Raw genomic sequence first — 20,428 nt, 5'->3', positions numbered from 1 at the left:
CCTATTGAACTAGCCGGTCTTGAAGCTCAAAACGAGCAAAACATGTACCGAACCTTTCTTATGAAAGGCCTGAAGGTGTCTTGGTATATAATCACAATTAACCTGATTACTCATGTTATATTACGCGGATTATGGATAGGCGCCATTGGCCTTAGATATGTATCGGGTGATATAGATTATGATATATTAAAATACAGTCCTAAATTCACTAAACACCTTATTAAAAGAGTTGGTTCTTTTGATAATTATGTTGCTACACTCGAAAAATACTGTAGCGTAATTTTTTCAGTAACCTTTTTGCTAGTCTTTTATTTGCTCGGATTATTGGCTTTAGCGCTTATTTTTACATTTTTAGGTCTCCTTGTAGCCAAAGAGGAAACACCAGATTGGGTGCGCAATTGGATTGCTATACCTGCAATTGTATTTATTGCCTTTGGGTCTATACTTACCTTTATAGATTTTGTGACCCAAGGTTGGCTTAAAAAAAAGAAATGGACAACGTACTTTTATTATCCCGTATATTGGTTGTTTAAGTATATTACCCTTTCATTCCTTTATCGGCCAATGGTTTATAATTTCCTGGATAATAAGTTTGGGAAGCGTTTAAGTTTAATTCTTGTGCCACTTTATATATTAATATCAGTATTAGCAGTTACACAGTTTAGCACATCAAACTACCTTGAAAAGGAAATGAATTCATCCTCTTACTCTGCCAGTCACAAAAATTACAACGATCTAATCAATTTAAACAATTCTTTTGTAGATCGTGCCTCTATTCCCTCCAAAGTAATTCGAACTTCTTTCTTAAATATTTTTGTGATCTATGGACGTTCTATTGAGGATGACGTATTTTATTTTAATAAGGATTTGGAACCAGAGGAAGACAGGCGAGGCATTTTTTCTCCGGTATTTTCTGAAGGCACTATACCTTGGTCTGATCGTAAAACACTCATAAAGAATTACTTAAATGAAATAGAAGATATGTATACTTTAAGCGTGGACAGCATCCCATTTAAACCCAAATTTATAGTTACGAAAAATGGTCAACAACAATTGGGTTTTGAAACTTTTATTGATATCGAATCTGTTTCACAGGGAAGACACATTCTTAATGTAGAGCGAAAAGACCATGATAATGATAGTATTTATATGAGATCAATAATTAAAATTCCGTTTTGGTATTATCCAGATAAGTGAAAGGCTTAGCAAATAATGGAATTAAATTATCACAAAGAAGAAAAGCTAAATGCTATATCTCACGCAATTGGGATTTTACTGGGTATAGTTGGATTCTTTTTGCTTTTAAAGTTTGATACTCAAAAAACTCAGTATTCAACTATCTCCTTAGTTGTTTATAGTATCTCAATAATCCTCTTGTTCCTTGCATCAACTCTTTATCATTACATTTCTACCCAATCAGTAAAGATGAAACTCAGGGTTTTGGATCATATATGTATCTATTACTTAATAGCAGGGACCTATACCCCCGTGGCCCAAATAACTTTGGAGGAAGTGAATGGATGGTTAATTTTCTATGCCGTTTGGTGTATTGCTATTGCTGGTACCATACTCAAGCTATTTTTTACAGGAAAATTTGAGGTTTTGTCTTTAATACTATATCTTTTTATGGGTTGGCTGATAGTTTTTGACTTTCAAAACCTGCTTTCAAATACCTCCAAAACTGGCCTTTATTTACTTATGTTGGGAGGCTTTTTTTATACAACAGGTATTTTTTTCTATGCTTTTAAACGCATACCGTATAACCATCTCATTTGGCATTTCTTGGTATTAGCCGGAGCCATAAGTCATTGGCTGTATATCGCCTTTGCAGTAATCTAGAGTAAATACGCTATCGCAGTTCCAAGTACTATGGCCGATAACTTTCTAATATTGAATGTATGACCTTCAGTGCTTTCAAAAAGGATAACAGTCGAAATATGGAGAAATACGCCTATGACTAGTGCTGTAATTGGAGCGCTATAATCTGAGATAAAATCGAACTTTGAGGCTGCATAAGTTCCTAGCGGAGTCATTAGAGAAAAAAATACCATAAACATTGTCCCATATAAAATATTAATTTTGGAACCTACCAGAAAGATACCTAGAATAACTGCTATTGGTATTTTGTGAACCAAAATGCCATATATTATATCATTGTTCTGGTTTATGGGAATACCTTCTAAGAATGCATGAACACAAAGACTTATAAAAAGTAACCAGGGAAAATTACTTGCTTGGCTATTAAGATGTACATGACCGTGTTCCGCACCTTTTGAAAAGAACTCTAAAAAAATCTGAAGGAGAATCCCAAGCATAATAAATATCCCAATTATCTTAGGATCAGCTTGTTTGTAGACTTCCGGCAGAAGTTCAAAAAGTGTTAGCGCTAATAAAAACGAACCACTGAATGCCAGTAATAAGCGAAGGCCTTCTTTCTTTTTAGGTTTGGTAAGTACCACGAACCCAAAACTTAATAGAACAGCAATGATCAGTAAAATATAAGTCATGTTTAATTTAAATGGTATTAGGTTTACTGAAAAACATTGTGGATAAAATTAATGTATTTTTGTGGCATTCTTTAAATGTATTATGGGTAATAATTTTAAAATGGTTGCCAAGACCATGTTTGGTTTTGAGGAAATACTAGCAAAGGAATTACGTAACCTTGGAGCAGTAAATGTTGTTGAAGGGGTAAGGATGGTTTCTTTTGAAGGTGATACCGGTTTTATGTATAAGGCCAATTTATGCCTCCGTACCGCGATAAAGATATTAAAGCCTATTCATTCGTTCTATGTAAAAGACGAAACAGATCTTTATAAGAAGATTTATGCGATGGATTGGTCAAAATACCTAAATCCGGAAATAACTTTTGCCATAGACGCTACGGTTAACTCTGAAAATTTTACTCATTCATTATATGTTTCTCAAAAAACAAAAGATGCAATTGTAGACAAATTTCGTGATACTGTTGGTAAGCGACCTAATGTGGATATTAAGTTTCCGGAATTACGTATAAATATTCATATTCAAATGAACCAGTGTAATGTATCACTTGACACTTCTGGTCGCTCTTTGCACCAAAGAGGCTACAGAACAGCTACCAATATTGCTCCAATCAATGAAGTATTAGCAGCAGGACTTCTTCTTTTGAGTGGATGGGATGGGCAGTCACATTTTTTAGATCCGATGTGCGGCAGTGGGACATTCTTAACTGAAGCAGCGATGATTGCATGCAACATACCGGCAAATATAAATCGCAAGGAATTTGCATTTGAAAAATGGCAAGATTTTGATAGTGAGCTCTATGAGAAAATAGTTGAAAGTAGTCTAAATAAAACAAGGGAATTTCATTATAAAATCACTGGTTATGATAAAGCGCCTTCAGCGGTACAAAAAGCAATTGATAATGTAGAGAATGCCAATCTCACAGAATATATTTCTGTTGAGCGTAAAAATTTCTTTGAATCAGAAAAATTCACAGAAAATCATTTACATGTTGTATTTAATCCACCTTATGGAGAACGACTAAATATTGAAATGGAAGAATTCTATGGTAATATTGGAGATACTTTGAAGCAAAATTATCCGGGAACGGATGCGTGGTTCATTACATCTAACCTTGAAGGATTGAAGTTTGTCGGGTTACGTCCTTCCCGAAAAATAAAAGTATTTAACAGTCATTTGGAATCTCGCCTGGTGAAGTATATAATGTACAAGGGTAGTAAAAAGGCCAAATACAATAACCAGGTCGAGTAAATGAATAATGATATAAAGCTTAGACACTTAAGTAATTTGGTTTAAAAGGGGTCAGGAAAATTTGAACTATTCTTCCGAAGGGCTTTCCTTCTTCTTTTTATTTACCTTTTTTCTATATAATGGGATGAAATAGGAAATAGTATAATTATAACCTACTCCAAATTTACTATTATCATTTACCTTATTGAAACCGGGAATCCATAAGTTAGGGAAGAAATCAGCTTCTTTATTTGTAAATAGATAAGAGAGTCTAACGCTGCCGCTAAGGTAAAAATTTGCAAAGAGCTCAACTTTTATTCCTAAAAGAAACTCTAGCCAGGTAGCGGTTAAACCACTGAATTCTTCAGACGAACCAGAACCCGGAGCAAAATTATTGGGATTCCAATATCTGTTGCTATCATAAATCGTATAATTATTTAATGTCTGGCTAAAGGAGCTACCCGCAAATCTAGCGCCGAAAATAATAGCATTAGTCATCCCGTACCAATTCTCATAGGTGTTAAAATCAACTCCAAGTTTTACATAACTTCCTGAGGTAGTATAGTTATACAACACAACTCTATCAATGTCATCTATATTTTCAAGAGATTCAATACTCGTTTTTTTCTCATTGCCAAATTCTGCGGCCACGTAAAGTTTTTTGGTAATGCGATAGTCAGCTACGAATTCCAGGCCCGAATAATCACTATCAAATAATGCTCGTATAGGTTTGCTTAAATCAACACCAACCCTCAAGCCATATCGCTGACCAAAACTTGTCGAATCTCTGGCACCTATATCCAGTGAATCATTTTGGGCTCTAGCTATGAAGAAGCACAAAAGAAGTAAACAACTAGTGAAAAATCTTAACATGTGCGCTGTCTTGCTGTTGTATTAAAGGCGAAACTATTTCGATGTTTTGGATCCAATTTTCATTGTCTGTAGTAAGTTGTTCACCTAAGTCATCATAATTAGCAATATAACCACAGGCCTTTGAAATAAAAACTTCCAGAGTACTATAGTTAAAAGTAAGAGTATCATTGTTTCCTGTTTCCAAGTCATCTTCATCAGCCGAATCAGCAATCAATATAAACCCGGTGTTTGCTTCATTTATTCTTAACGGCAGCGCAATTGAGTCTAAAGAAGTTCTATCGGTAATTGTATTAACTGTGGAGGATTGACCTAAACCAATAACTCTTAAACTTGGTACTGCTTTTAATTCACTCGGATTTTCATTATCATAAAATTGAATGATCAGCAGAGGCGTATCGCCGTCTACGCAGATATCGTCTTTTTCACAGGCAATAAAGGAAATAATTGCTATTATAACAAATAGGAGAATCCTTAGTTTTCCCATAGCTAGTTAGCAAATTTGTTAAGCATATCAGACTTTATTTATCAATGAATCCGTTTTTCCAAAAGTACAACAATTTCTACGTGATGCGTCTGCGGAAACATGTCTACCGGTTGTATTTCTTTTATTTGATACGCTTCTTTCATAAGTTCCAAATCCCGTGCTTGCGTAGCACTATTGCAACTGACATAAACAATTTTGTCTGGTGCAATTTCAAGAATTTGCCCGACCACATCTTTATGCATCCCATCACGTGGCGGATCTGTTATTATAATATCTGGTCTTCCGTTAAAGCTCACAAACTCATCATTAAATATATTTTTCATATCTCCTGAGAAAAAAGTTACATTGTCAATGCCATTCTCCTGAGCATTTGTCTCGGCAGCTAAAATGGCTTCTGGAATTGCCTCGATTCCTACGACTTTCTTAGCTTCAGCAGCAACGAATTGAGCTATAGTACCTATTCCTGTATAAAGGTCATACACCAGTTCCGTTTTATTTAACCCGGCAAATTTTCTAACCACTTTATAAAGTTCGTAAGCTTGTTGGGAGTTGGTCTGATAAAACGACTTTGCAGTGATCTTAAATTTAAGACCTTCCATTTGTTCATAGATATATTCCTTGCCGTAATGGCAGTAAACTTCCTGATCATAAATTGTGTCATTACCCTTGCGGTTAATGACGTATAACAAAGAGTTAATTTGCGGAAAATTATTTTTCAGGTGATCTAGCAACCCGTTTCGTTTGTTCTCATCATCATCATAGAATTGGATTAGCACCATGATTTCTTTTGTGGATGAAGTTCTTATCATCAGTGTTCGCAAAAGCCCCTTTTGATTTCTGGGATTAAAAAAGCTAAGTTCATTTGATTGGGCATATTTCTTTATTTCCAGTCGGATGTCATTGGAAGGATCTGATTGTAAATGACATTTTTTAATATCCAGTATCTTATCCCACATTCCCGGGATATGAAAACCTATTGCATTTTTATCTATTATTTCATTTTTTGAATTGATTTCTTCCGGTGTTAGCCACCTGCTGTCAGAAAATGAGAATTCCATTTTATTTCTGTAAAAGTACTTTTGCTCGGATCCGATTATGGGTGAAATTTCCGGAATTTCCAGATGACCAATGCGCCTTAAATTGTTTTCAACTTCTTTTTGTTTATAATACAACTGATGTTGGTAGCCCATATGTTGCCATTTGCACCCACCACAAGTTCCAAAATGTTCACATACGGGTTCCGTCCGTTTATCAGACAAGGTGTGAAATTTAATCCCAACACCCTCAAAATAAGCCTTTCTTTTTTTTGTGGTCTGAACATCTACAACATCGCCTGGCACAGCATTGGAGATGAAGATAACTCTACCATCTGGTGCTTTACCAATAGTTTTTCCTTTGGCACCTGCGTCTGTGACGGCTACATTCTCAAAAATCTCCCTGGTTCTGCTTTTCCTCATGCGGCAAAAATACCATTTACTGCGAATCTTTAATCTTATCTTTAAGAGGAATTGGATAAAAAAAGTAAAAATTATTGAACCTTTTCCAAATTAATCTGTCTCTATTGTTAGAAAGGATATGGGAAACGCTAAAAAAATATTTGAAGGATTGTTGGTTTTACAATATCGATCAGGGAATAAGAAAGCATTTTCCTTATTAGTAAAACGATATAATACAAAAATGTGTAACCACGCTTATTGGTTCACTTATGATAAAGACATAGCTAAAGATATTGTTCAGGACAGCTGGGGAATAATTCTTAAAAAACTACCCTACTTAAAAATGCCTAACAGTTTTGGGAGCTGGGCAATGCAGATAGTTACTAGAAAATCTATTGATCATTTAAACAAAACTAGTAGAGTTAGGGAAAAATTAAAGGATTATTACAACGAGCCGAAAGTAGATAATGATTTAGACCACAAAGAATCTGATCTTATAAAAGTTTATGAGGCTATTAAGGGATTGCCTCAAGATCAACAAATTGTTCTACGGTTGTTTTATTTGGAAGAATATTCCCTTAAGGAAATCAGTGAGATTTTAAACAAATCTGAAGGTACGGTAAAATCAAGACTATACCATGCCCGTGAAAAATTAAAAACAATTTTAAAAAACAGAAATCATGAATAAGAAGACAGAAAAAATTGACGAACTAATCAAAGAGTCTTTATCTAAAGAAGAAGCTGCTTTTTACGATCAGTTGGAAGAACAAAATCTGATTGGGAAACTTGGGGAAGTTTATAGGGGAAAATTAGGATGGTTAGCTATCATTATGAATGTAGTGACCGTGCTAATGTTTATGGCATTCATTTATTGTATAGTCCAGTTTTTTAATACAGAGAACACAAATGAAATTGTAAAATGGGCATCTGCCGGTTTTTTGAGTATGATATCTATGGGAATGCTCAAGTTATTTGTTTGGATGCAAATGGATAAGAATGATATTCTCCGTGAACTCAAGAGATTAGAACTGCAAATAGCAACCCTTAGCAGGATTGAAAAATAAAAATGAGAAGCAAATAGCTTATTTCATTAATAGCGGCATAATTTGTATTTTTGCGCTTCCGCATAGGATGATTTCTCTCCCAAAGAAGGAATAGCTAAAGTTTTATTTAAATTGTCAGGAAAATGGCGGTATTAGAAAAGATATCTTCCCTAGATGCTATAGCATTGGAAGCTAAATACGGTGCACAAAATTATCATCCCTTACCAGTAGTTCTGAACAGGGGTGAAGGAGTTTATGTATGGGATGTAGAAGGTAAGAAATATTATGATTTTCTATCAGCATACTCAGCTGTTAATCAAGGGCATTGCCACCCACATATTATTTCTGCCTTAAAAGAACAAGCCGAAAAATTAACTCTTACTTCCAGAGCGTTTCATAATGATATGCTTGGTAAATATGAAAAATACATTACCGAATATTTTGGTTTTGACCGCGTATTACCTATGAATACGGGAGCTGAAGCGGTAGAAACTGCAATGAAACTGGCCAGAAAATGGGGGTATGAAAAAAAAGGGATTCATGCTAATCAGGCAAAAATAATTGTTTGTCAAAATAATTTTCATGGTCGTACTATTTCTATTATTTCTGCTTCCAATGATCCCATCGCTACTGAGAATTTTGGTCCGTTTACTCCAGGAATTTTTTCAATCAGATATAATGATATAAATGCACTAGCGGAGGTCCTGGAGGATAAGAATGTTGCTGCATTTATGGTTGAACCAATACAAGGAGAAGCGGGTGTTTATGTTCCGGAGGACGACTATCTCAAGGAAGCGTATAGTCTATGTAAGCAAAAGAATGTTTTGTTTGTTGCGGACGAAGTGCAGACTGGGGTTGCCAGAACCGGACGATTACTGGCTTCTTGTGGTAATTGCTCCTGTCCTGATAAGTTATGTAGTGGTACCCCCGAAGTGAAACCTGATATATTGATTTTAGGAAAAGCTTTGTCCGGTGGTGTTTTCCCTGTATCGGCTGTTCTTGCGAATAATGATATCATGGATGTAATACGTCCTGGAAATCACGGTTCTACTTTTGGAGGAAACCCTTTGGCTTGTGCAGTTGCGATTGCGGCCTTGGAAGTGGTCAAAAACGAAAATCTAGCTGAAAATGCTTATTACCTTGGGAAATTATTTCGGTCTGAAATGAGAAAGTTAATAGAAAATAGCTCCCTTGTAAAACTGGTACGGGGTAAAGGACTTTTAAATGCCATTGTCATTAACGATACGGAAGACAGCTCTACTGCCTGGGAGATATGTTTAGCATTGAAAGAAAACGGGTTACTCGCAAAACCTACTCATGGAAATATCATTCGTTTTGCACCACCACTGGTCATGACAAAAGATCAACTCTTAGACTGCGTTTCAATTATTTCTAAAACAATATTGGATTTCGAGAAAAAAAGCGGCTAAAAATTAGATTTAGCGCTGTTTTGAGAATAAAAAAACCCTGATATTTTATCAGGGTTTTATATGCTATGAATTTCTTAGGAACGAATTTCTTTGATCCTGGCTTTTTTACCAGTAAGACCTCTAAAGTAAAAAATACGAGCTCTGCGTACTTTACCTTTTTTGCTAATCTCAACTTTCTGCAAAGCCGGCATGTTTACAGGAAATATTCTTTCAACACCTATTGTGCCCGACATTTTACGTATTGTAAATGTTTCTGTCGCACCACTTCCTCTTCTTTGTATAACTACCCCCTTAAAAAACTGGGTACGCGTCTTTTCACCTTCCTTTATTTCGTAATAAACGGTTATTGTATCACCAGGAGTAAATTTTGGAAATTCTTTTTTTGTGACAAATTCGTTTTCAACAAATGTTATTAAGGATTCCATTGATCTTTATTTTGATTATGTCAAAATCAACATTCACGTACTTCGTCAGAGGTTGATTTCAAATCGAATGCAAAAATAGTCTTTAAATTATTACTTACAAGACATTTTGTGCAATTTTTACAGGTGTATACTATTTTTTATTCCTTTAGTAAATCAGGTCTTAGTTTTAAAGTTCTTTCCATTGCCTGGTCTTCCCGCCATTTTTCAATTTCAGGAAAATTACCGCTTAATAAAATATCAGGAACTTTCAGACCTTTATATTCGCTAGGTCTGGTATATACAGGAGGAGCCAACAAATCGTCCTGGAATGTATCGGTTAATGCAGACGTTTCATCATTAAGTACTCCAGGAAGCAAACGGATAATAGAGTCACACAACACAGCAGCACCCAGTTCGCCGCCCGATAAAACGTAATCTCCAATAGATATTTCCCTGGTGATTAAAGTTTCTCTAACCCTTTGGTCAACTCCTTTATAATGACCACAGAGAATAATTATATTCTTTAATAAGGACAGTGTATTTGAGGTTTTTTGATTTAGGGTCTCGCCATCAGGGGTCATATAAATAATCTCATCGTAATGTCGCTCTTTTTTAAGGGTACTGATACATTTATCTATAGGTTCAATCATTAAAACCATACCTGCTCCACCCCCAAATTGGTAATCATCTACTTGATTATAACTTTTATCTGTATAATCTCTTAAATTGTGCAAGTGTATTTCTACCAGTTTCTTTTCTATCGCACGCTTCAATATGGAGGCGTCAAAAGGGCTTTTTAATAGCTCTGGTAAGACGGTAATAATATCTATTCGCATAAGAGTTGTTATTATTCTATTTTTATGACCCTAATGAGCTTCCCAAAAATAATAAAGAGAGGAAGTGGTTTTTTTCCAACCCAGGCGCTCGTATAATTTTTGGGCTGGATTGTTTATAGCAGTTTCCAGGGCCAAACCTTTATAATCAGACAATATGCAATAATCTTTGGCGCTGTTCAATAATACTTCGCCTATGCCTTTTTTTCGAAATTCATTGTATACATATAAATCGTTTAAAATAAATATAGGTTTAAGACTTACGGTGGAAAAAGAAGAATATAATTGGGTGAAACCAACCGGAGTGCTGTCATAAAATGCAATAAAAATAATAGAATCCTTATTCTTTATTCTGGCTTCCAAAAATATTTTGGCTCCCTCTTGATCTGAATTCTGGCCGTAGAATATTCTGTATTTATCTAATAGAGGAATCAATATTGGAATATGTTTTTCTTTTGCCTTAATAATAGTGATCATGATGTATTATACTAAAAAAAGCTCCTTAAAGGAGCTTTTTTTATTTTGATTTTTTGTATTTATTTATTTCGTCCTGGAGTTGCCTGCTTATCTTTTGCTCTCTTTCCAAAGCCCTGCGCCTGTGGTCCTCGTATTCAGTTTCCAGCTCACTTAAATTAACCTTCGCCTCCTGAGTTAGGATATTGCTCCTTCGAAACTTATAAACAAACAAAAAGAATAACAGGAGTAAGCCAATTATTACGGTCCACAGAATGACATTATAAGTAGCCTTGGAAACCTGAGCACCCAAGAAGGACATACTGTCTTTCTCATTGGATACGGTTTTAAGACTATCAGTGGTTTCTTTTAATTTACTATTAAGGGAACTTATAGTGGCTTCGTGATTGCTTATAGTATTTTTAAGTTCAATTGCCTTTTTATTAGAGGCATTTACAGAATCAAGAACATTTTTCTTGAGTTTATCGAGGCTGATAATACGAACCACCTCATATCTTTTTCCTTCGGCATTATAGTTTCCGGATTTTTTGTATAAATATTCAAATTGACTTTCTATAGAACCACTGTCTAAAGACAATTCTTCCTGCTGGGCACTCTGTTGTGCAAAGTGTAGGTTACATGTCAGGAAGGCGATTACAATATAAAATTTGCTAAAACCTTTCATTAAAATAATTCTAAGTATTAATATATGATTTAGAGAGGGAACTAAAGTACTCTAATATTATTAATTAAGAAAAAAAAAATCCACTATCATGACTTATTACTGAAAATTCTAAAAGCTGTGATAACTAATGACAAAGCCTATTAATAATAAGTAAATCGTCTCACTTTTGCTATATATTTTGCTAATCTGATTACCTGATGCGAATACCCAAACTCATTATCGTACCAAACATATAGGACAATGTTTTTACCATCAGCCGATACTATTGTGGCGTGACTGTCATAAATAGCAGGCGCGGCTGTACCAACAATATCTGTCGAAACCAGTTCATTACTCAGTGAATATTTAATTTGCTCAACCAAATCACCTTCTAAAGCATACTTTTTTATTATCGTATTTAAGCCATCTTCCGATGTTTTACTTTTAACCTCCAGGTTCAGTATAGCCAATGAACCATTCGGAACAGGCACTCGTATTGCATTTGATGTCAGTTTACCTTTCAGTGATGGCAGTACTTTTTCCACTGCACTTCCAGCCCCTGTTTCTGTTATTACCATGTTTAGCGCAGCAGCTCTTCCCCTTCTGTCTTTACCGTGTAAATTGTCGACCAAGTTTTGATCGTTTGTATAGGCATGAATGGTTTCCAAATGCCCCTTTTTAATCCCTAGTGAATCATCGACAATCTTCAATATTGGTGTTATGGCATTCGTTGTGCAAGAGGCCGCGGAGTAAATATCAGTGGAATCCGGATCAAAATCATATTGATTAACACCATGCACAATATTTGGTATTTCTTTGCCAGGGGCGGTCAGAAGAACTTTGCTGACCCCTGATGATTTTAAATGCCTTTCTAAAGATTTTTTATCCCTGAAGGCCCCAGAATTATCAATGATAAGAGCATCATTAATTCCGTATTTGGTATAGTCTATTTTTTCAGGCTTATCAGAATTAATAATATTAACCGTAGTGCCATTAATAATTAATGCCTTTTTAGCAATATCATAATCTACGGTTCCTGTAAATTGACCATGAACAGAATCTGTTTTCAACAATGTAGCTCTTTTCTCCAGAATTTCCTCGGTAAACTCTCCCCTTGTAACAATAGCCCTAAGCCTTAACTGATTGCCTTTACCTGTTTTAGCCATGAGCTCTCTTGCTATGAGCCTTCCAATTCTGCCAAAACCGTATAGAACTACATCTTTAGGCCTAATTTCTTTGGAGTTCTTAGCATCTTTTAATTTATAGAGAATAAATGCCTTAACGTTATGATATTTGTTATTGTCTGAGTGGAACTCGTAGGTAAGTTTTCCGATATCTATCTTGGATGGGGGCAAATTAATGTCATTAATTGCGCTTAATAATTCTACTGAATCAAAGATAGAAATCGGTTTTTGCACAAATTCACCTGCGTATTCATGCAGGTTAATTATATCACTAACATTTTTATCAATCACTTGGTTCTTAAAAAGCACCACTTCAATTGCTTTATCATACCATAGATCACTTATGATTTTGATGAATTCCGTTGTGGCTTTTCTTCTATCGGCCTGGAAAGCAAGCTCTTTTTCATAAGATTTGATTGGGCTCATCTATGTTACGTGGTTTTATTTAGACGCAAAATTATTGAATTCTAATGGGATCACATAAGGAAAAGATAAATAAAAAAGCACTCCAAACAGAGTGCTTTTTAAAGGATTAAAAATAACTTTTTATTGGAAAATTATTCGTTCTTTCTCTCCATTTTTATCGACAAGTGTTATTACCGTTTTGTCATATCTAGAGATAGCGCCAAAGATGTTTTTTGCTTCATAAATATTATTTACCTTCTCATCATCAATTTCCAAAATCACCTTTCCATTTAGCCCATATCCCCTGTAGGTCTCTGGTACACCTGTAATCTTTACACCTACACTCGTATTAAAGATTTTTTTGTCATTCTCTGACAAGTTTTTAACTCGCAGTCCCATAACTGGAACAATAATGGATTGTCGTTCTTTTAATTCAACCGGTATTACAATATCTTCTCCATTTCGGTTAATTGTAACTTTAATTCTATCTCCAGGTCTTTTGGTGGATACATAGCCAGTTAAATCTGCGAATTTCCGCACTTTAATATTATCTACCATTTTTATAATATCTCCAGACTTTAAGTTTGCGTCAAATGCACCAGAGTCTTCTTCTACACCATCAATATATACGCCATCAATTTCATTTATGCCATTATTCACTGCATAGGGAGTACTAAGTCGGGGAGAAGTTATGCCGAGAATTCCTTTCTGAACGTTACCATATTCCATTATATCCTCAACTACCTTTTTGGCAATATTACTGGGAACTGCAAAGGAGTAGCCAACATAGGAACCGGTTTGTGATGTAATGGCAGTGTTTATTCCTATGAGATCACCATTTGTATTTACCAACGCACCTCCGCTATTACCCGGATTAACAGCAGCATCTGTTTGTATAAATGATTGATCCCGAACAGGATCAAGATTTCTGGCTTTGGCACTAACTATACCTGCGGTAACTGTTGATGTTAGATTAAATGGATTGCCAACAGCTAACACCCATTGTCCAATTTTAGCTTCATCAGAATCACCAAAAGCAAGATAGGGGAGGTTCTCATCCACATCAATTTTAAGTAATGCAATATCGGTATTAGGATCAGAGCCGATAATTTCAGCCTCATATGTCTTATTATTGTTTAACGTAATTCTTATCTCATTAGCCTTGGCAATCACATGATTATTAGTAACAATATACCCATCTGGGGATATGATAACCCCGGAACCGGTTCCTACCTGGGGAATTTGACGACTTTCAGAGCCATAGAAAAAATCTAATAAGCTTCCCGGGCTGCTATTTAATGTAAGGTTTTTAACATGCACTACTGCGTTAACGGTATTTTCTGCAGCAATAGTGAAATCAACTTCATTAATGCCATTTCCTTTATAAGATGCTGGTCTGTTACTAGTAGTTAGTATTGGCATTTCCGTATTGTCCGAAACTACAGGATAATTTGTTTTTTCAAAAAATATCTTATAGGAAATAAGGGTAATTGCCCCGGCAAAAACAGCAACTAATAATAAGCTTCCAAATCTTTTCATAATTAAATGTACTTTTAAATTGAGTAGTAAAATTAATTGATTTTTAATCTAATTATTTCCATTTAACGACTTTTTAACTCATTAAAATTCCCTAAATAAAGTCATATCTTTGTTACTCGAGTTAGCTATGACAATTACATTTTATAAATTTCAGGGTACAGGTAATGATTTTATCATGATTGATAATCGGATTGGAGAATTTCCAAAAACTGATAACAATTTAATTGCATTTCTCTGTGACAGACATTTAGGTATTGGCGCAGATGGATTAATCTTATTGGAAAATGATATTTCAACGGATTTTAACATGATATATTATAATTCTGATGGAAATCCTGGTAGTATGTGCGGTAATGGTGGAAGATGCATTGTGGCTTTTGCACAATTTCTTGGAATTATTGAGCAAAAAACAGAATTTAATGCCGTAGATGGGTTGCACCATGCCACAATTGACAACGGAATTATTAGCCTTCAGATGCAAAAAGTCACCGAAATTATGGCAAAACCTAATTGTCTTTTTTTAAATACCGGTTCTCCCCATCATGTTCAGATGGTTTCTAATTTGGATACTTATAAGGTAGTGGAGGAAGGGGCAAAGCTGCGATATGGAATTTATGGAAAAGGCGGGAGCAATATAAATTTTGTTGAACAAGTTTCACACAACGATTTTTCTGTACGTACTTATGAAAGGGGTGTGGAAAATGAAACCTTGTCCTGTGGAACAGGGGTCACCGCAGTTGCGTTGGGAATGCATTATTGGGGAAAGACAAATAGTGAAGAGGTTAATATTTTTACTAAAGGTGGAAATTTATCAGTTAAGTTTAACAAAGGCCCGGAAGGATATGAAAATATAAGGCTGGAAGGCCCGGCTAAACAGGTATATAAAGGAATAATAGAGATTTGATTTTAAAAGGAAAACAAACCAAATTACGGGCATTGGAACCGTCAGATTTGGAATTTTTATACGAACTGGAAAATAATTCAGATATCTGGGAAATTAGTGGTACGATAACACCATATTCCAGACATGTACTCAAATTGTATCTGGATAATGCGCACAGAGATATTTATGAAGTAAAACAATTGCGTCTTGCTATTTGTAACGAACTTAATAAAGTAATTGGTTTAATCGATCTATTTGACTTTGACCCCAAACACAGAAGAGCGGGAATTGGGATCGTTATTCTGGATAAGGCGGATAGAAATAATGGTCACGGTTCCGAAGCTTTATCTTTACTATGTAATTATGCTTTTACTGTGCTAAATTTGAACCAGGTATACGCCAATGTAGGTGAAGAGAATCAGGCTAGTATACAACTATTCACAAAGATGGGGTTTATACTCTCAGGAGTTAAAAAAGATTGGATCCTTTTAGGAGGAAAGTTTAAAAATGAACTGCTATTTCAAATGTTTGGACAATAATGTATATCAAGAAAATTTTATTGATCATAGTACTTCTTGGCTTGATCGCAGGAGGGGCTTTTGCCTATTTAATATATAACGCTCTTTTTTCACCCAATACAGCCTTTAATAATAAGGAAGCTTATATTTTTATTCCAACAGGCAGTTCATATGATGATTTTACAAATCTGGTTGCACCGCTTTTATCTGATATGGAGACCTTTGAGGCGGTAGCAAAACGGAAAAAATATATTGACAATATAAAGCCCGGAAAATATCTTCTAAAGAAAGGAATGAACAACAATGAGATTGTTAATACTTTAAGAAGTAAGAATATTCCTGTCAATGTTTCCTACAATACTCAGGAAACTATGGAAAAATTGGCGGGAAGAGTTTCAAGCCAAATTGAGGCAGATAGTATTTCTTTATTAAAAGCTTTCACCGATCCTGAATTTCTGCAAGAAAATGGCTTTACGGGAGATACCGGACTTTCAATGTTTATTCCCAACAGCTATGAATTTTTTTGGAATACGTCTGCAACAGGTTTTCGCGATAGAATGCGGAAGGAATATCTTCGTTTTTGGAATGACGATAGGCTAAAGAATGCAGAAGTGTTAGATTTGACGCAAATACAAGTAATATCTCTGGCTTCAATTGTTCAAAAGGAAACAGCCAAGGTTAATGAGAGGCCAAGGGTTGCAGGGTTATACCTTAACAGACTGAAAAAGAATATGTTACTGCAGGCAGATCCTACCGTAATTTACGCCTTAAAACGAGAACTTGGTAACTTCGATACGGTTATCAAACGTGTGTTATACAAAGATTTAGAGCTTAATTCACCATATAATACTTATAAATATGCAGGTATTCCTCCGGGTCCTATTACCATGCCTGATATTTCTGCTATTGATGCCGTTCTAAAGCCGGAAAAGCATGACTACTACTATATGGTAGCGAACGTTGAAGACTTTGGCTACCATAAGTTTGCTACAAATCTCGCACAGCATAACCGTAATAAAGTGCAATACATCCGATGGATAAATGAACAGAATATAAACCGGTAGACTGTTAATCCAGAATTTTGAACCGCTCATCAAATAATGATCCCTTTTAAGGTATTCTAAAGAATATTCGTACAAATCTGCTATATCTTTGTATTTGTAATTTAAGCGTACCATCTTTTTTGGTAGTAAGTCTTAAGAAAACACATATATGAAGAAGTGGTCATTTATTATTTGTCCGCTTATCATGATTTTAGTTTTAGTTAATTTTGGGTTTACGACAAAGTCTGAAGTTAAGGTCCCAGAAAAACTAAAAGTTAAAGAACCTACTTTAGTTCTGTTTCCCAAAAACAGGACAACTTTTAACCCATCTTTTGTAACACCTCCCTTTTTAGGAAGTTGTTATATAGGATTTAAAGAGGCACTCGCATTTAAAGAGTCTCAGGGAGATTATTTTATAATAAATACACTTTGCTATCTGGGTAAGTATCAATTTGGAATAGGAACTCTTCAATTAATGGGGGTTTATAATGCCACCAAATTTCTAAATGACCCAAGTTTGCAGGAGAAAGTTTTTTATACAAATATTTCCCGGAACAAATGGATATTACGTAAATACATCAAATATTTTGTTGGTAGAAAAGTTAAGGGTGTTGAAGTAACCGAATCCGGAATATTGGCAGCTGCGCATTTAGCAGGCCCGGGTAACGTAATGAAGTATTTATACTCTAATGGCAGGAAGGATGTCCATGATGCCTATGGGACCAGTCTTGCAGATTACTTAAAAAAGTTTTCAGGATACGATATTTCTGATGTTTCAGCAATTCGGAACCCTAAAGTATAGTTGAATTAGACTACAGAGATTTTAAAAGCCTTAGTGTTAAAGTCAGTGCTTTTTTAAGCTTGAATTATAAAAATTGTGGGTCTTTTATGGAGTTCAATGGATTCTGGTATCCAACTACCAGTTAATTTGGTTAATATAAATTCTGTGGGTAATGTAATATCAGTTGCTACACAAAGCCAGGTATTTTTTGAAAGTGTTTTGACAAGCTCCTTCAGCAGATTATTATTTCTATATGGAGTTTCTATAAATAGTTGACTTTGATTATTTTCTCTGGAAATTTTTTCAAATCGCTTAATTGCTTTTTTACGCTCTGCAGTTTCTATAGGCAGATAGCCATTAAAAGCAAAATTTTGACCATTAAGACCACTTGCCATAAGTGCTAATATTATGGATGAAGGTCCAACCAGGGGTACTACTGATATTCCTTTTTGGTGTGCAATTCGGACTACTTCGGAGCCTGGGTCAGCAATGCCCGGACAACCAGCTTCAGACAAAACACCCACATTCTGTCCTTCTAAGCAGGGATTAAGGAAAGAGGGGATGATTTCTGTATCGGTAAATTTATTGAGGAGCGTAATGTTTAAATTGGGCTGTGATTTTCTGGGACTAATTTTTTTAATGAACCGTCTTGCAGATTTTTCATTCTCTACGATATAATAATCAATTTCTTCTATTATTCTCTTAATTGAAATGGGTAATACTTCCAAAGGTTCATTTTCACCCAGAGTAGTAGGTATCATATATAACTTACCCTGTGAAGTATTTTTATCTTGCATTTTATAAACTCTGTTTTGATTTTAATTTTTCAGCAATCATATCACAGGCTTGGTTTATAAGTTTATAAACCTCTTCAAAACCATCTGCTCCGCCATAATATGGATCCGGGACTTCTCTTACGGATGTATTTCCCTCCTCCAATAAAAGTTTTACCTTTTCAATTTCATTTTTATCATCAGTCAAAGCTATGATGTCATGGTAATTACTTAAGTCCATGGCGTAAATAACGTCAAACTGGGCAAAATCGATGGTGCTGAATTTTCTGCATCTTTGACCAGAAATATCTATGCCATATTTTTTGGCAACAGCCACTGACCTCTTATCAGGATTATTTCCAATATGATATCCTGCGGTACCGGCAGAATCAACTAAAACAACCTGTGAATCAGTTTTTGACTTTAGTATGCCTTCGGCCAATGGCGACCTGCAGATATTGCCCAGGCATACCATAAGAACCTTTGTTTGCATAACTTGATCAGGAAAATTTCTTTGTTAAATCTTCGATGTATTTTCTAAACTGCTTATCTGTTTCCGCCAGATTATCCACTGTTTTGCATGCGTGAAGTACAGTCGCATGATCCCTTTTGCCTATCTGTGAACCGATACTCGCCAACGAAGCTTTAGTAAACTTTTTGGCAAAAAACATTGCTAGTTGTCGTGCTTGAACTATATGTCGTTTCCTTGTTTTGGATTGTAAGGTGGCAACATCCATTTCAAAGTAATCAGAAACAACTTTTTGTATGTAGTCTATAGATACTTCCCTTTTTGTGTTTTTTACAAATTTCTCAACCACTTGTTGTGCCAATTCAAGGGTAACTTCTTTCTTATTGAAGGAAGATTGAGCAATAAGGGAAATTATGGCACCTTCCAATTCTCTAATATTTGTCTTAATATGTTTGGCAACATATTCAACTATATCATCAGGCATTTCAACACCATCCCGGTATAGTTTATTTCTTAAAATGGATATACGGGTTTCATAATCAGGATTTTGAAGCTCGGCTGATAAGCCCCATTTAAAACGAGACAGTAAACGTTGTTCAATATCCTGCATATCTACAGGGGCCTTATCTGAAGTTAGAATAACCTGCTTTCCATTTTGGTGTAAATGATTGAAAATATGAAAGAAAACATCTTGTGTGCCCGATTTTCCTGATAAGAATTGTACATCATCAATTATGAGCACATCGATTAACTGATAAAAATGAATAAAATCATTTCTGGTGTTTTTCTTTACAGATTCAATGTATTGCTGTGTGAATTTTTCAGCAGATATATAGAGTACTGTACGCTCAGGGTATTTATCTTTAATTTCAACACCTATTGCATGAGCAAGATGTGTCTTACCCAGACCTACACCTCCAAATATCAAAAGAGGATTAAAAGAAGTTCCGCCGGGTTTATTTGCCACGGCCATTCCAGCAGATCTTGCCAGCCTGTTGGAATCACCTTCCAGGAAATTATCAAAATTGTAATTTGGATTAAGCTGAGATTCTATCTTAATATTTCGAATTCCCGGTATTACAAAAGGATTCTTTAATTCCGGATTTTTAGATTTAATAGGAACATCCATTTCCTGTGGATTAACACTGCCCCGGTTTGAACTTGGAATTTGCTCTGTAAATGGTTCTCTGTTCCCGTAGGTATTCTCCATCTTAATAATATACACAAGCTTGGCATTTTCTCCAAGCTCTTTAGTGAGCCCAACCTTAAGTAACTTTACATAGTGTTCTTCCAGCCATTCATAAAAGAACTTACTTGGGACCTGGATGCTTAATGCGTTGTCAGATAATTTTACCGGTTTGATGGGCTCAAACCATGTTTTGAATGCCTGCGGTTGGATGTTATCTTGTATAAAGGCCAAGCAATTGTTCCAAACGGAATTAGCAGTAACACTCATATTAAAGGATATCTTATTTTGC

General features: G+C 35.3%; 23 protein-coding genes. 10 read left to right on the top strand and 13 right to left on the bottom strand.

The genetic code is table 11. The features are described from left to right. Both WBN20_RS02235 and trhA read left to right on the top strand, forming a co-directional pair. Positions 1 to 1,197: hypothetical protein (locus WBN20_RS02235; protein ID WP_424280557.1), on the top strand; the 1,197-nt coding region annotated here is incomplete at its 5' end. Between the two features lie 15 nt (positions 1,198 to 1,212). Then, positions 1,213 to 1,839 (top strand): PAQR family membrane homeostasis protein TrhA, encoded by a 627-nt coding sequence (gene trhA / locus WBN20_RS02230; protein WP_424280556.1) that lies wholly within the window; start codon positions 1,213 to 1,215, stop codon positions 1,837 to 1,839. On the opposite strand, the gene WBN20_RS02225 is transcribed toward trhA, so the two are convergent. Then, positions 1,836 to 2,507 (bottom strand): ZIP family metal transporter, encoded by a 672-nt coding sequence (locus WBN20_RS02225; protein ID WP_424275544.1) that lies wholly within the window; start codon positions 2,505 to 2,507, stop codon positions 1,836 to 1,838. The two genes, trhA and WBN20_RS02225, sit on opposite strands and share 4 nt — an antisense overlap. 82 nt (positions 2,508 to 2,589) lie before the next feature. On the opposite strand from WBN20_RS02225, the gene WBN20_RS02220 reads away from it, so the two are divergent. Continuing rightward, positions 2,590 to 3,756, top strand: coding sequence for a THUMP domain-containing class I SAM-dependent RNA methyltransferase (locus WBN20_RS02220; protein WP_424275543.1), 1,167 nt, complete (start codon positions 2,590 to 2,592; stop codon positions 3,754 to 3,756). A gap of 66 nt (positions 3,757 to 3,822) precedes the next feature. Here WBN20_RS02220 and WBN20_RS02215 read toward each other — a convergent pair whose 3' ends face one another. Genes WBN20_RS02215 through rlmD form a run of 3 tightly spaced genes read right to left on the bottom strand, consistent with a single transcriptional unit; the run spans position 3,823 to position 6,549 of the window. Then, a complete protein-coding gene (locus tag WBN20_RS02215; protein WP_424280555.1) occupies positions 3,823 to 4,608 on the bottom strand; it encodes a DUF6048 family protein in 786 nt (261 codons plus the stop codon). Further along, a complete protein-coding gene (locus WBN20_RS02210; protein ID WP_424270763.1) occupies positions 4,589 to 5,092 on the bottom strand; it encodes a DUF6452 family protein in 504 nt (167 codons plus the stop codon). The genes WBN20_RS02215 and WBN20_RS02210 overlap by 20 nt, the downstream gene beginning before the upstream one ends. A gap of 41 nt (positions 5,093 to 5,133) precedes the next feature. Next, on the bottom strand, positions 5,134 to 6,549 hold the full coding sequence (gene rlmD, locus WBN20_RS02205; RefSeq protein WP_424280554.1) for a 23S rRNA (uracil(1939)-C(5))-methyltransferase RlmD: 1,416 nt from the start codon (positions 6,547 to 6,549) through the stop codon (positions 5,134 to 5,136). 118 nt (positions 6,550 to 6,667) lie between these two features. On the opposite strand from rlmD, the gene WBN20_RS02200 reads away from it, so the two are divergent. The 3 genes from WBN20_RS02200 (at position 6,668) to rocD (ending at position 9,001) form a co-directional block, all read left to right on the top strand. Continuing rightward, the gene (locus WBN20_RS02200; protein ID WP_424280553.1) at positions 6,668 to 7,216 is read left to right on the top strand and encodes an RNA polymerase sigma factor; all 549 of its coding nucleotides are present in this window, start codon (positions 6,668 to 6,670) and stop codon (positions 7,214 to 7,216) included. Next, positions 7,209 to 7,592 carry a DUF6768 family protein gene (locus tag WBN20_RS02195; protein ID WP_424280552.1) on the top strand — a complete coding sequence of 128 codons (384 nt, stop codon included), beginning with the start codon at positions 7,209 to 7,211 and terminating at the stop codon, positions 7,590 to 7,592. The genes WBN20_RS02200 and WBN20_RS02195 overlap by 8 nt, the downstream gene beginning before the upstream one ends. A 122-nt stretch (positions 7,593 to 7,714) precedes the next feature. Continuing rightward, complete coding sequence (gene rocD, locus WBN20_RS02190; RefSeq protein WP_424280551.1) at positions 7,715 to 9,001, top strand: ornithine--oxo-acid transaminase; 1,287 nt, start codon at positions 7,715 to 7,717, stop codon at positions 8,999 to 9,001. Positions 9,002 to 9,075: 74 nt separating this feature from the next. Here the strand turns inward: rocD and rplS are convergent, their stop codons facing one another. From rplS to WBN20_RS02160, 6 genes are all read right to left on the bottom strand, one after another. After that, positions 9,076 to 9,426: a 50S ribosomal protein L19 gene (rplS, locus tag WBN20_RS02185; RefSeq protein WP_424275537.1), complete on the bottom strand. Its 351-nt coding sequence runs from the start codon at positions 9,424 to 9,426 to the stop codon at positions 9,076 to 9,078. Between the two features lie 137 nt (positions 9,427 to 9,563). Continuing rightward, complete coding sequence (trmD, locus tag WBN20_RS02180; protein ID WP_424275536.1) at positions 9,564 to 10,241, bottom strand: tRNA (guanosine(37)-N1)-methyltransferase TrmD; 678 nt, start codon at positions 10,239 to 10,241, stop codon at positions 9,564 to 9,566. A gap of 30 nt (positions 10,242 to 10,271) precedes the next feature. Further along, complete coding sequence (locus WBN20_RS02175) at positions 10,272 to 10,715, bottom strand: GNAT family N-acetyltransferase (protein ID WP_424280550.1); 444 nt, start codon at positions 10,713 to 10,715, stop codon at positions 10,272 to 10,274. 40 nt (positions 10,716 to 10,755) lie between these two features. After that, a complete protein-coding gene (locus WBN20_RS02170; protein WP_424280549.1) occupies positions 10,756 to 11,376 on the bottom strand; it encodes a tRNA (guanine-N1)-methyltransferase in 621 nt (206 codons plus the stop codon). A gap of 140 nt (positions 11,377 to 11,516) precedes the next feature. Beyond that, positions 11,517 to 12,965, bottom strand: coding sequence for a glyceraldehyde-3-phosphate dehydrogenase (locus tag WBN20_RS02165; protein WP_424280548.1), 1,449 nt, complete (start codon positions 12,963 to 12,965; stop codon positions 11,517 to 11,519). Positions 12,966 to 13,085: 120 nt separating this feature from the next. Further along, a complete protein-coding gene (locus WBN20_RS02160) occupies positions 13,086 to 14,483 on the bottom strand; it encodes a S1C family serine protease (RefSeq protein ID WP_424280547.1) in 1,398 nt (465 codons plus the stop codon). 127 nt (positions 14,484 to 14,610) lie between these two features. Here WBN20_RS02160 and dapF point away from each other — a divergent pair, with 127 nt between their 5' ends. The 4 genes from dapF (at position 14,611) to WBN20_RS02140 (ending at position 17,729) form a co-directional block, all read left to right on the top strand. After that, positions 14,611 to 15,387, top strand: a complete 777-nt coding sequence (dapF, locus tag WBN20_RS02155; RefSeq protein ID WP_424280546.1) for a diaminopimelate epimerase — start codon at positions 14,611 to 14,613, stop codon at positions 15,385 to 15,387. Then, positions 15,384 to 15,905 carry a GNAT family N-acetyltransferase gene (locus tag WBN20_RS02150; RefSeq protein WP_424274132.1) on the top strand — a complete coding sequence of 174 codons (522 nt, stop codon included), beginning with the start codon at positions 15,384 to 15,386 and terminating at the stop codon, positions 15,903 to 15,905. The genes dapF and WBN20_RS02150 overlap by 4 nt, the downstream gene beginning before the upstream one ends. Beyond that, on the top strand, positions 15,905 to 16,948 hold the full coding sequence (gene mltG, locus WBN20_RS02145; RefSeq protein ID WP_424280545.1) for an endolytic transglycosylase MltG: 1,044 nt from the start codon (positions 15,905 to 15,907) through the stop codon (positions 16,946 to 16,948). The genes WBN20_RS02150 and mltG overlap by 1 nt, the downstream gene beginning before the upstream one ends. Before the next feature lie 148 nt (positions 16,949 to 17,096). After that, positions 17,097 to 17,729 carry a hypothetical protein gene (locus WBN20_RS02140; protein ID WP_424280544.1) on the top strand — a complete coding sequence of 211 codons (633 nt, stop codon included), beginning with the start codon at positions 17,097 to 17,099 and terminating at the stop codon, positions 17,727 to 17,729. Positions 17,730 to 17,782: 53 nt separating this feature from the next. Here WBN20_RS02140 and WBN20_RS02135 read toward each other — a convergent pair whose 3' ends face one another. Genes WBN20_RS02135 through dnaA form a run of 3 tightly spaced genes read right to left on the bottom strand, consistent with a single transcriptional unit; the run spans position 17,783 to position 20,406 of the window. Beyond that, a complete protein-coding gene (locus WBN20_RS02135; protein WP_424272909.1) occupies positions 17,783 to 18,505 on the bottom strand; it encodes an SAM-dependent methyltransferase in 723 nt (240 codons plus the stop codon). A gap of 1 nt (position 18,506) precedes the next feature. Continuing rightward, a complete protein-coding gene (locus tag WBN20_RS02130) occupies positions 18,507 to 18,974 on the bottom strand; it encodes a low molecular weight protein-tyrosine-phosphatase (RefSeq protein WP_424272908.1) in 468 nt (155 codons plus the stop codon). Positions 18,975 to 18,981: 7 nt separating this feature from the next. Next, positions 18,982 to 20,406, bottom strand: coding sequence for a chromosomal replication initiator protein DnaA (gene dnaA / locus WBN20_RS02125; RefSeq protein ID WP_424274230.1), 1,425 nt, complete (start codon positions 20,404 to 20,406; stop codon positions 18,982 to 18,984). Between the last annotated feature and the right edge of the window lie 22 nt (positions 20,407 to 20,428).

Origin of the sequence: Eudoraea sp. (assembly GCF_049665975.1) — a bacterium.
Taxonomy (GTDB): Bacteria; Bacteroidota; Bacteroidia; order Flavobacteriales; family Flavobacteriaceae; genus Eudoraea.
This window is presented reverse-complemented; position numbering and strand designations above follow the sequence as displayed.

Excerpts from the sequence above, each read along its gene's own strand:
- trmD (WP_424275536.1), bottom strand. The coding sequence starts at position 10,241 with ATGCGAATAGATATTATTACCGTCTTACCAGAGCTATTAAAAAGCCCT.
- WBN20_RS02170 (WP_424280549.1), bottom strand. The coding sequence starts at position 11,376 with ATGAAAGGTTTTAGCAAATTTTATATTGTAATCGCCTTCCTGACATGT.
- mltG (WP_424280545.1), top strand. The coding sequence starts at position 15,905 with ATGTATATCAAGAAAATTTTATTGATCATAGTACTTCTTGGCTTGATC.
- WBN20_RS02140 (WP_424280544.1), top strand. The coding sequence starts at position 17,097 with ATGAAGAAGTGGTCATTTATTATTTGTCCGCTTATCATGATTTTAGTT.
- rplS (WP_424275537.1), bottom strand. The coding sequence starts at position 9,426 with ATGGAATCCTTAATAACATTTGTTGAAAACGAATTTGTCACAAAAAAA.
- WBN20_RS02215 (WP_424280555.1), bottom strand. The coding sequence starts at position 4,608 with ATGTTAAGATTTTTCACTAGTTGTTTACTTCTTTTGTGCTTCTTCATA.
- WBN20_RS02135 (WP_424272909.1), bottom strand. The coding sequence starts at position 18,505 with ATGCAAGATAAAAATACTTCACAGGGTAAGTTATATATGATACCTACT.
- WBN20_RS02225 (WP_424275544.1), bottom strand. The coding sequence starts at position 2,507 with ATGACTTATATTTTACTGATCATTGCTGTTCTATTAAGTTTTGGGTTC.
- rocD (WP_424280551.1), top strand. The coding sequence starts at position 7,715 with ATGGCGGTATTAGAAAAGATATCTTCCCTAGATGCTATAGCATTGGAA.
- trhA (WP_424280556.1), top strand. The coding sequence starts at position 1,213 with ATGGAATTAAATTATCACAAAGAAGAAAAGCTAAATGCTATATCTCAC.
- WBN20_RS02175 (WP_424280550.1), bottom strand. The coding sequence starts at position 10,715 with ATGATCACTATTATTAAGGCAAAAGAAAAACATATTCCAATATTGATT.
- WBN20_RS02195 (WP_424280552.1), top strand. The coding sequence starts at position 7,209 with ATGAATAAGAAGACAGAAAAAATTGACGAACTAATCAAAGAGTCTTTA.
- WBN20_RS02130 (WP_424272908.1), bottom strand. The coding sequence starts at position 18,974 with ATGCAAACAAAGGTTCTTATGGTATGCCTGGGCAATATCTGCAGGTCG.
- WBN20_RS02165 (WP_424280548.1), bottom strand. The coding sequence starts at position 12,965 with ATGAGCCCAATCAAATCTTATGAAAAAGAGCTTGCTTTCCAGGCCGAT.
- WBN20_RS02220 (WP_424275543.1), top strand. The coding sequence starts at position 2,590 with ATGGGTAATAATTTTAAAATGGTTGCCAAGACCATGTTTGGTTTTGAG.
- dapF (WP_424280546.1), top strand. The coding sequence starts at position 14,611 with ATGACAATTACATTTTATAAATTTCAGGGTACAGGTAATGATTTTATC.
- WBN20_RS02160 (WP_424280547.1), bottom strand. The coding sequence starts at position 14,483 with ATGAAAAGATTTGGAAGCTTATTATTAGTTGCTGTTTTTGCCGGGGCA.
- WBN20_RS02200 (WP_424280553.1), top strand. The coding sequence starts at position 6,668 with ATGGGAAACGCTAAAAAAATATTTGAAGGATTGTTGGTTTTACAATAT.
- WBN20_RS02210 (WP_424270763.1), bottom strand. The coding sequence starts at position 5,092 with ATGGGAAAACTAAGGATTCTCCTATTTGTTATAATAGCAATTATTTCC.
- dnaA (WP_424274230.1), bottom strand. The coding sequence starts at position 20,406 with ATGAGTGTTACTGCTAATTCCGTTTGGAACAATTGCTTGGCCTTTATA.
- rlmD (WP_424280554.1), bottom strand. The coding sequence starts at position 6,549 with ATGAGGAAAAGCAGAACCAGGGAGATTTTTGAGAATGTAGCCGTCACA.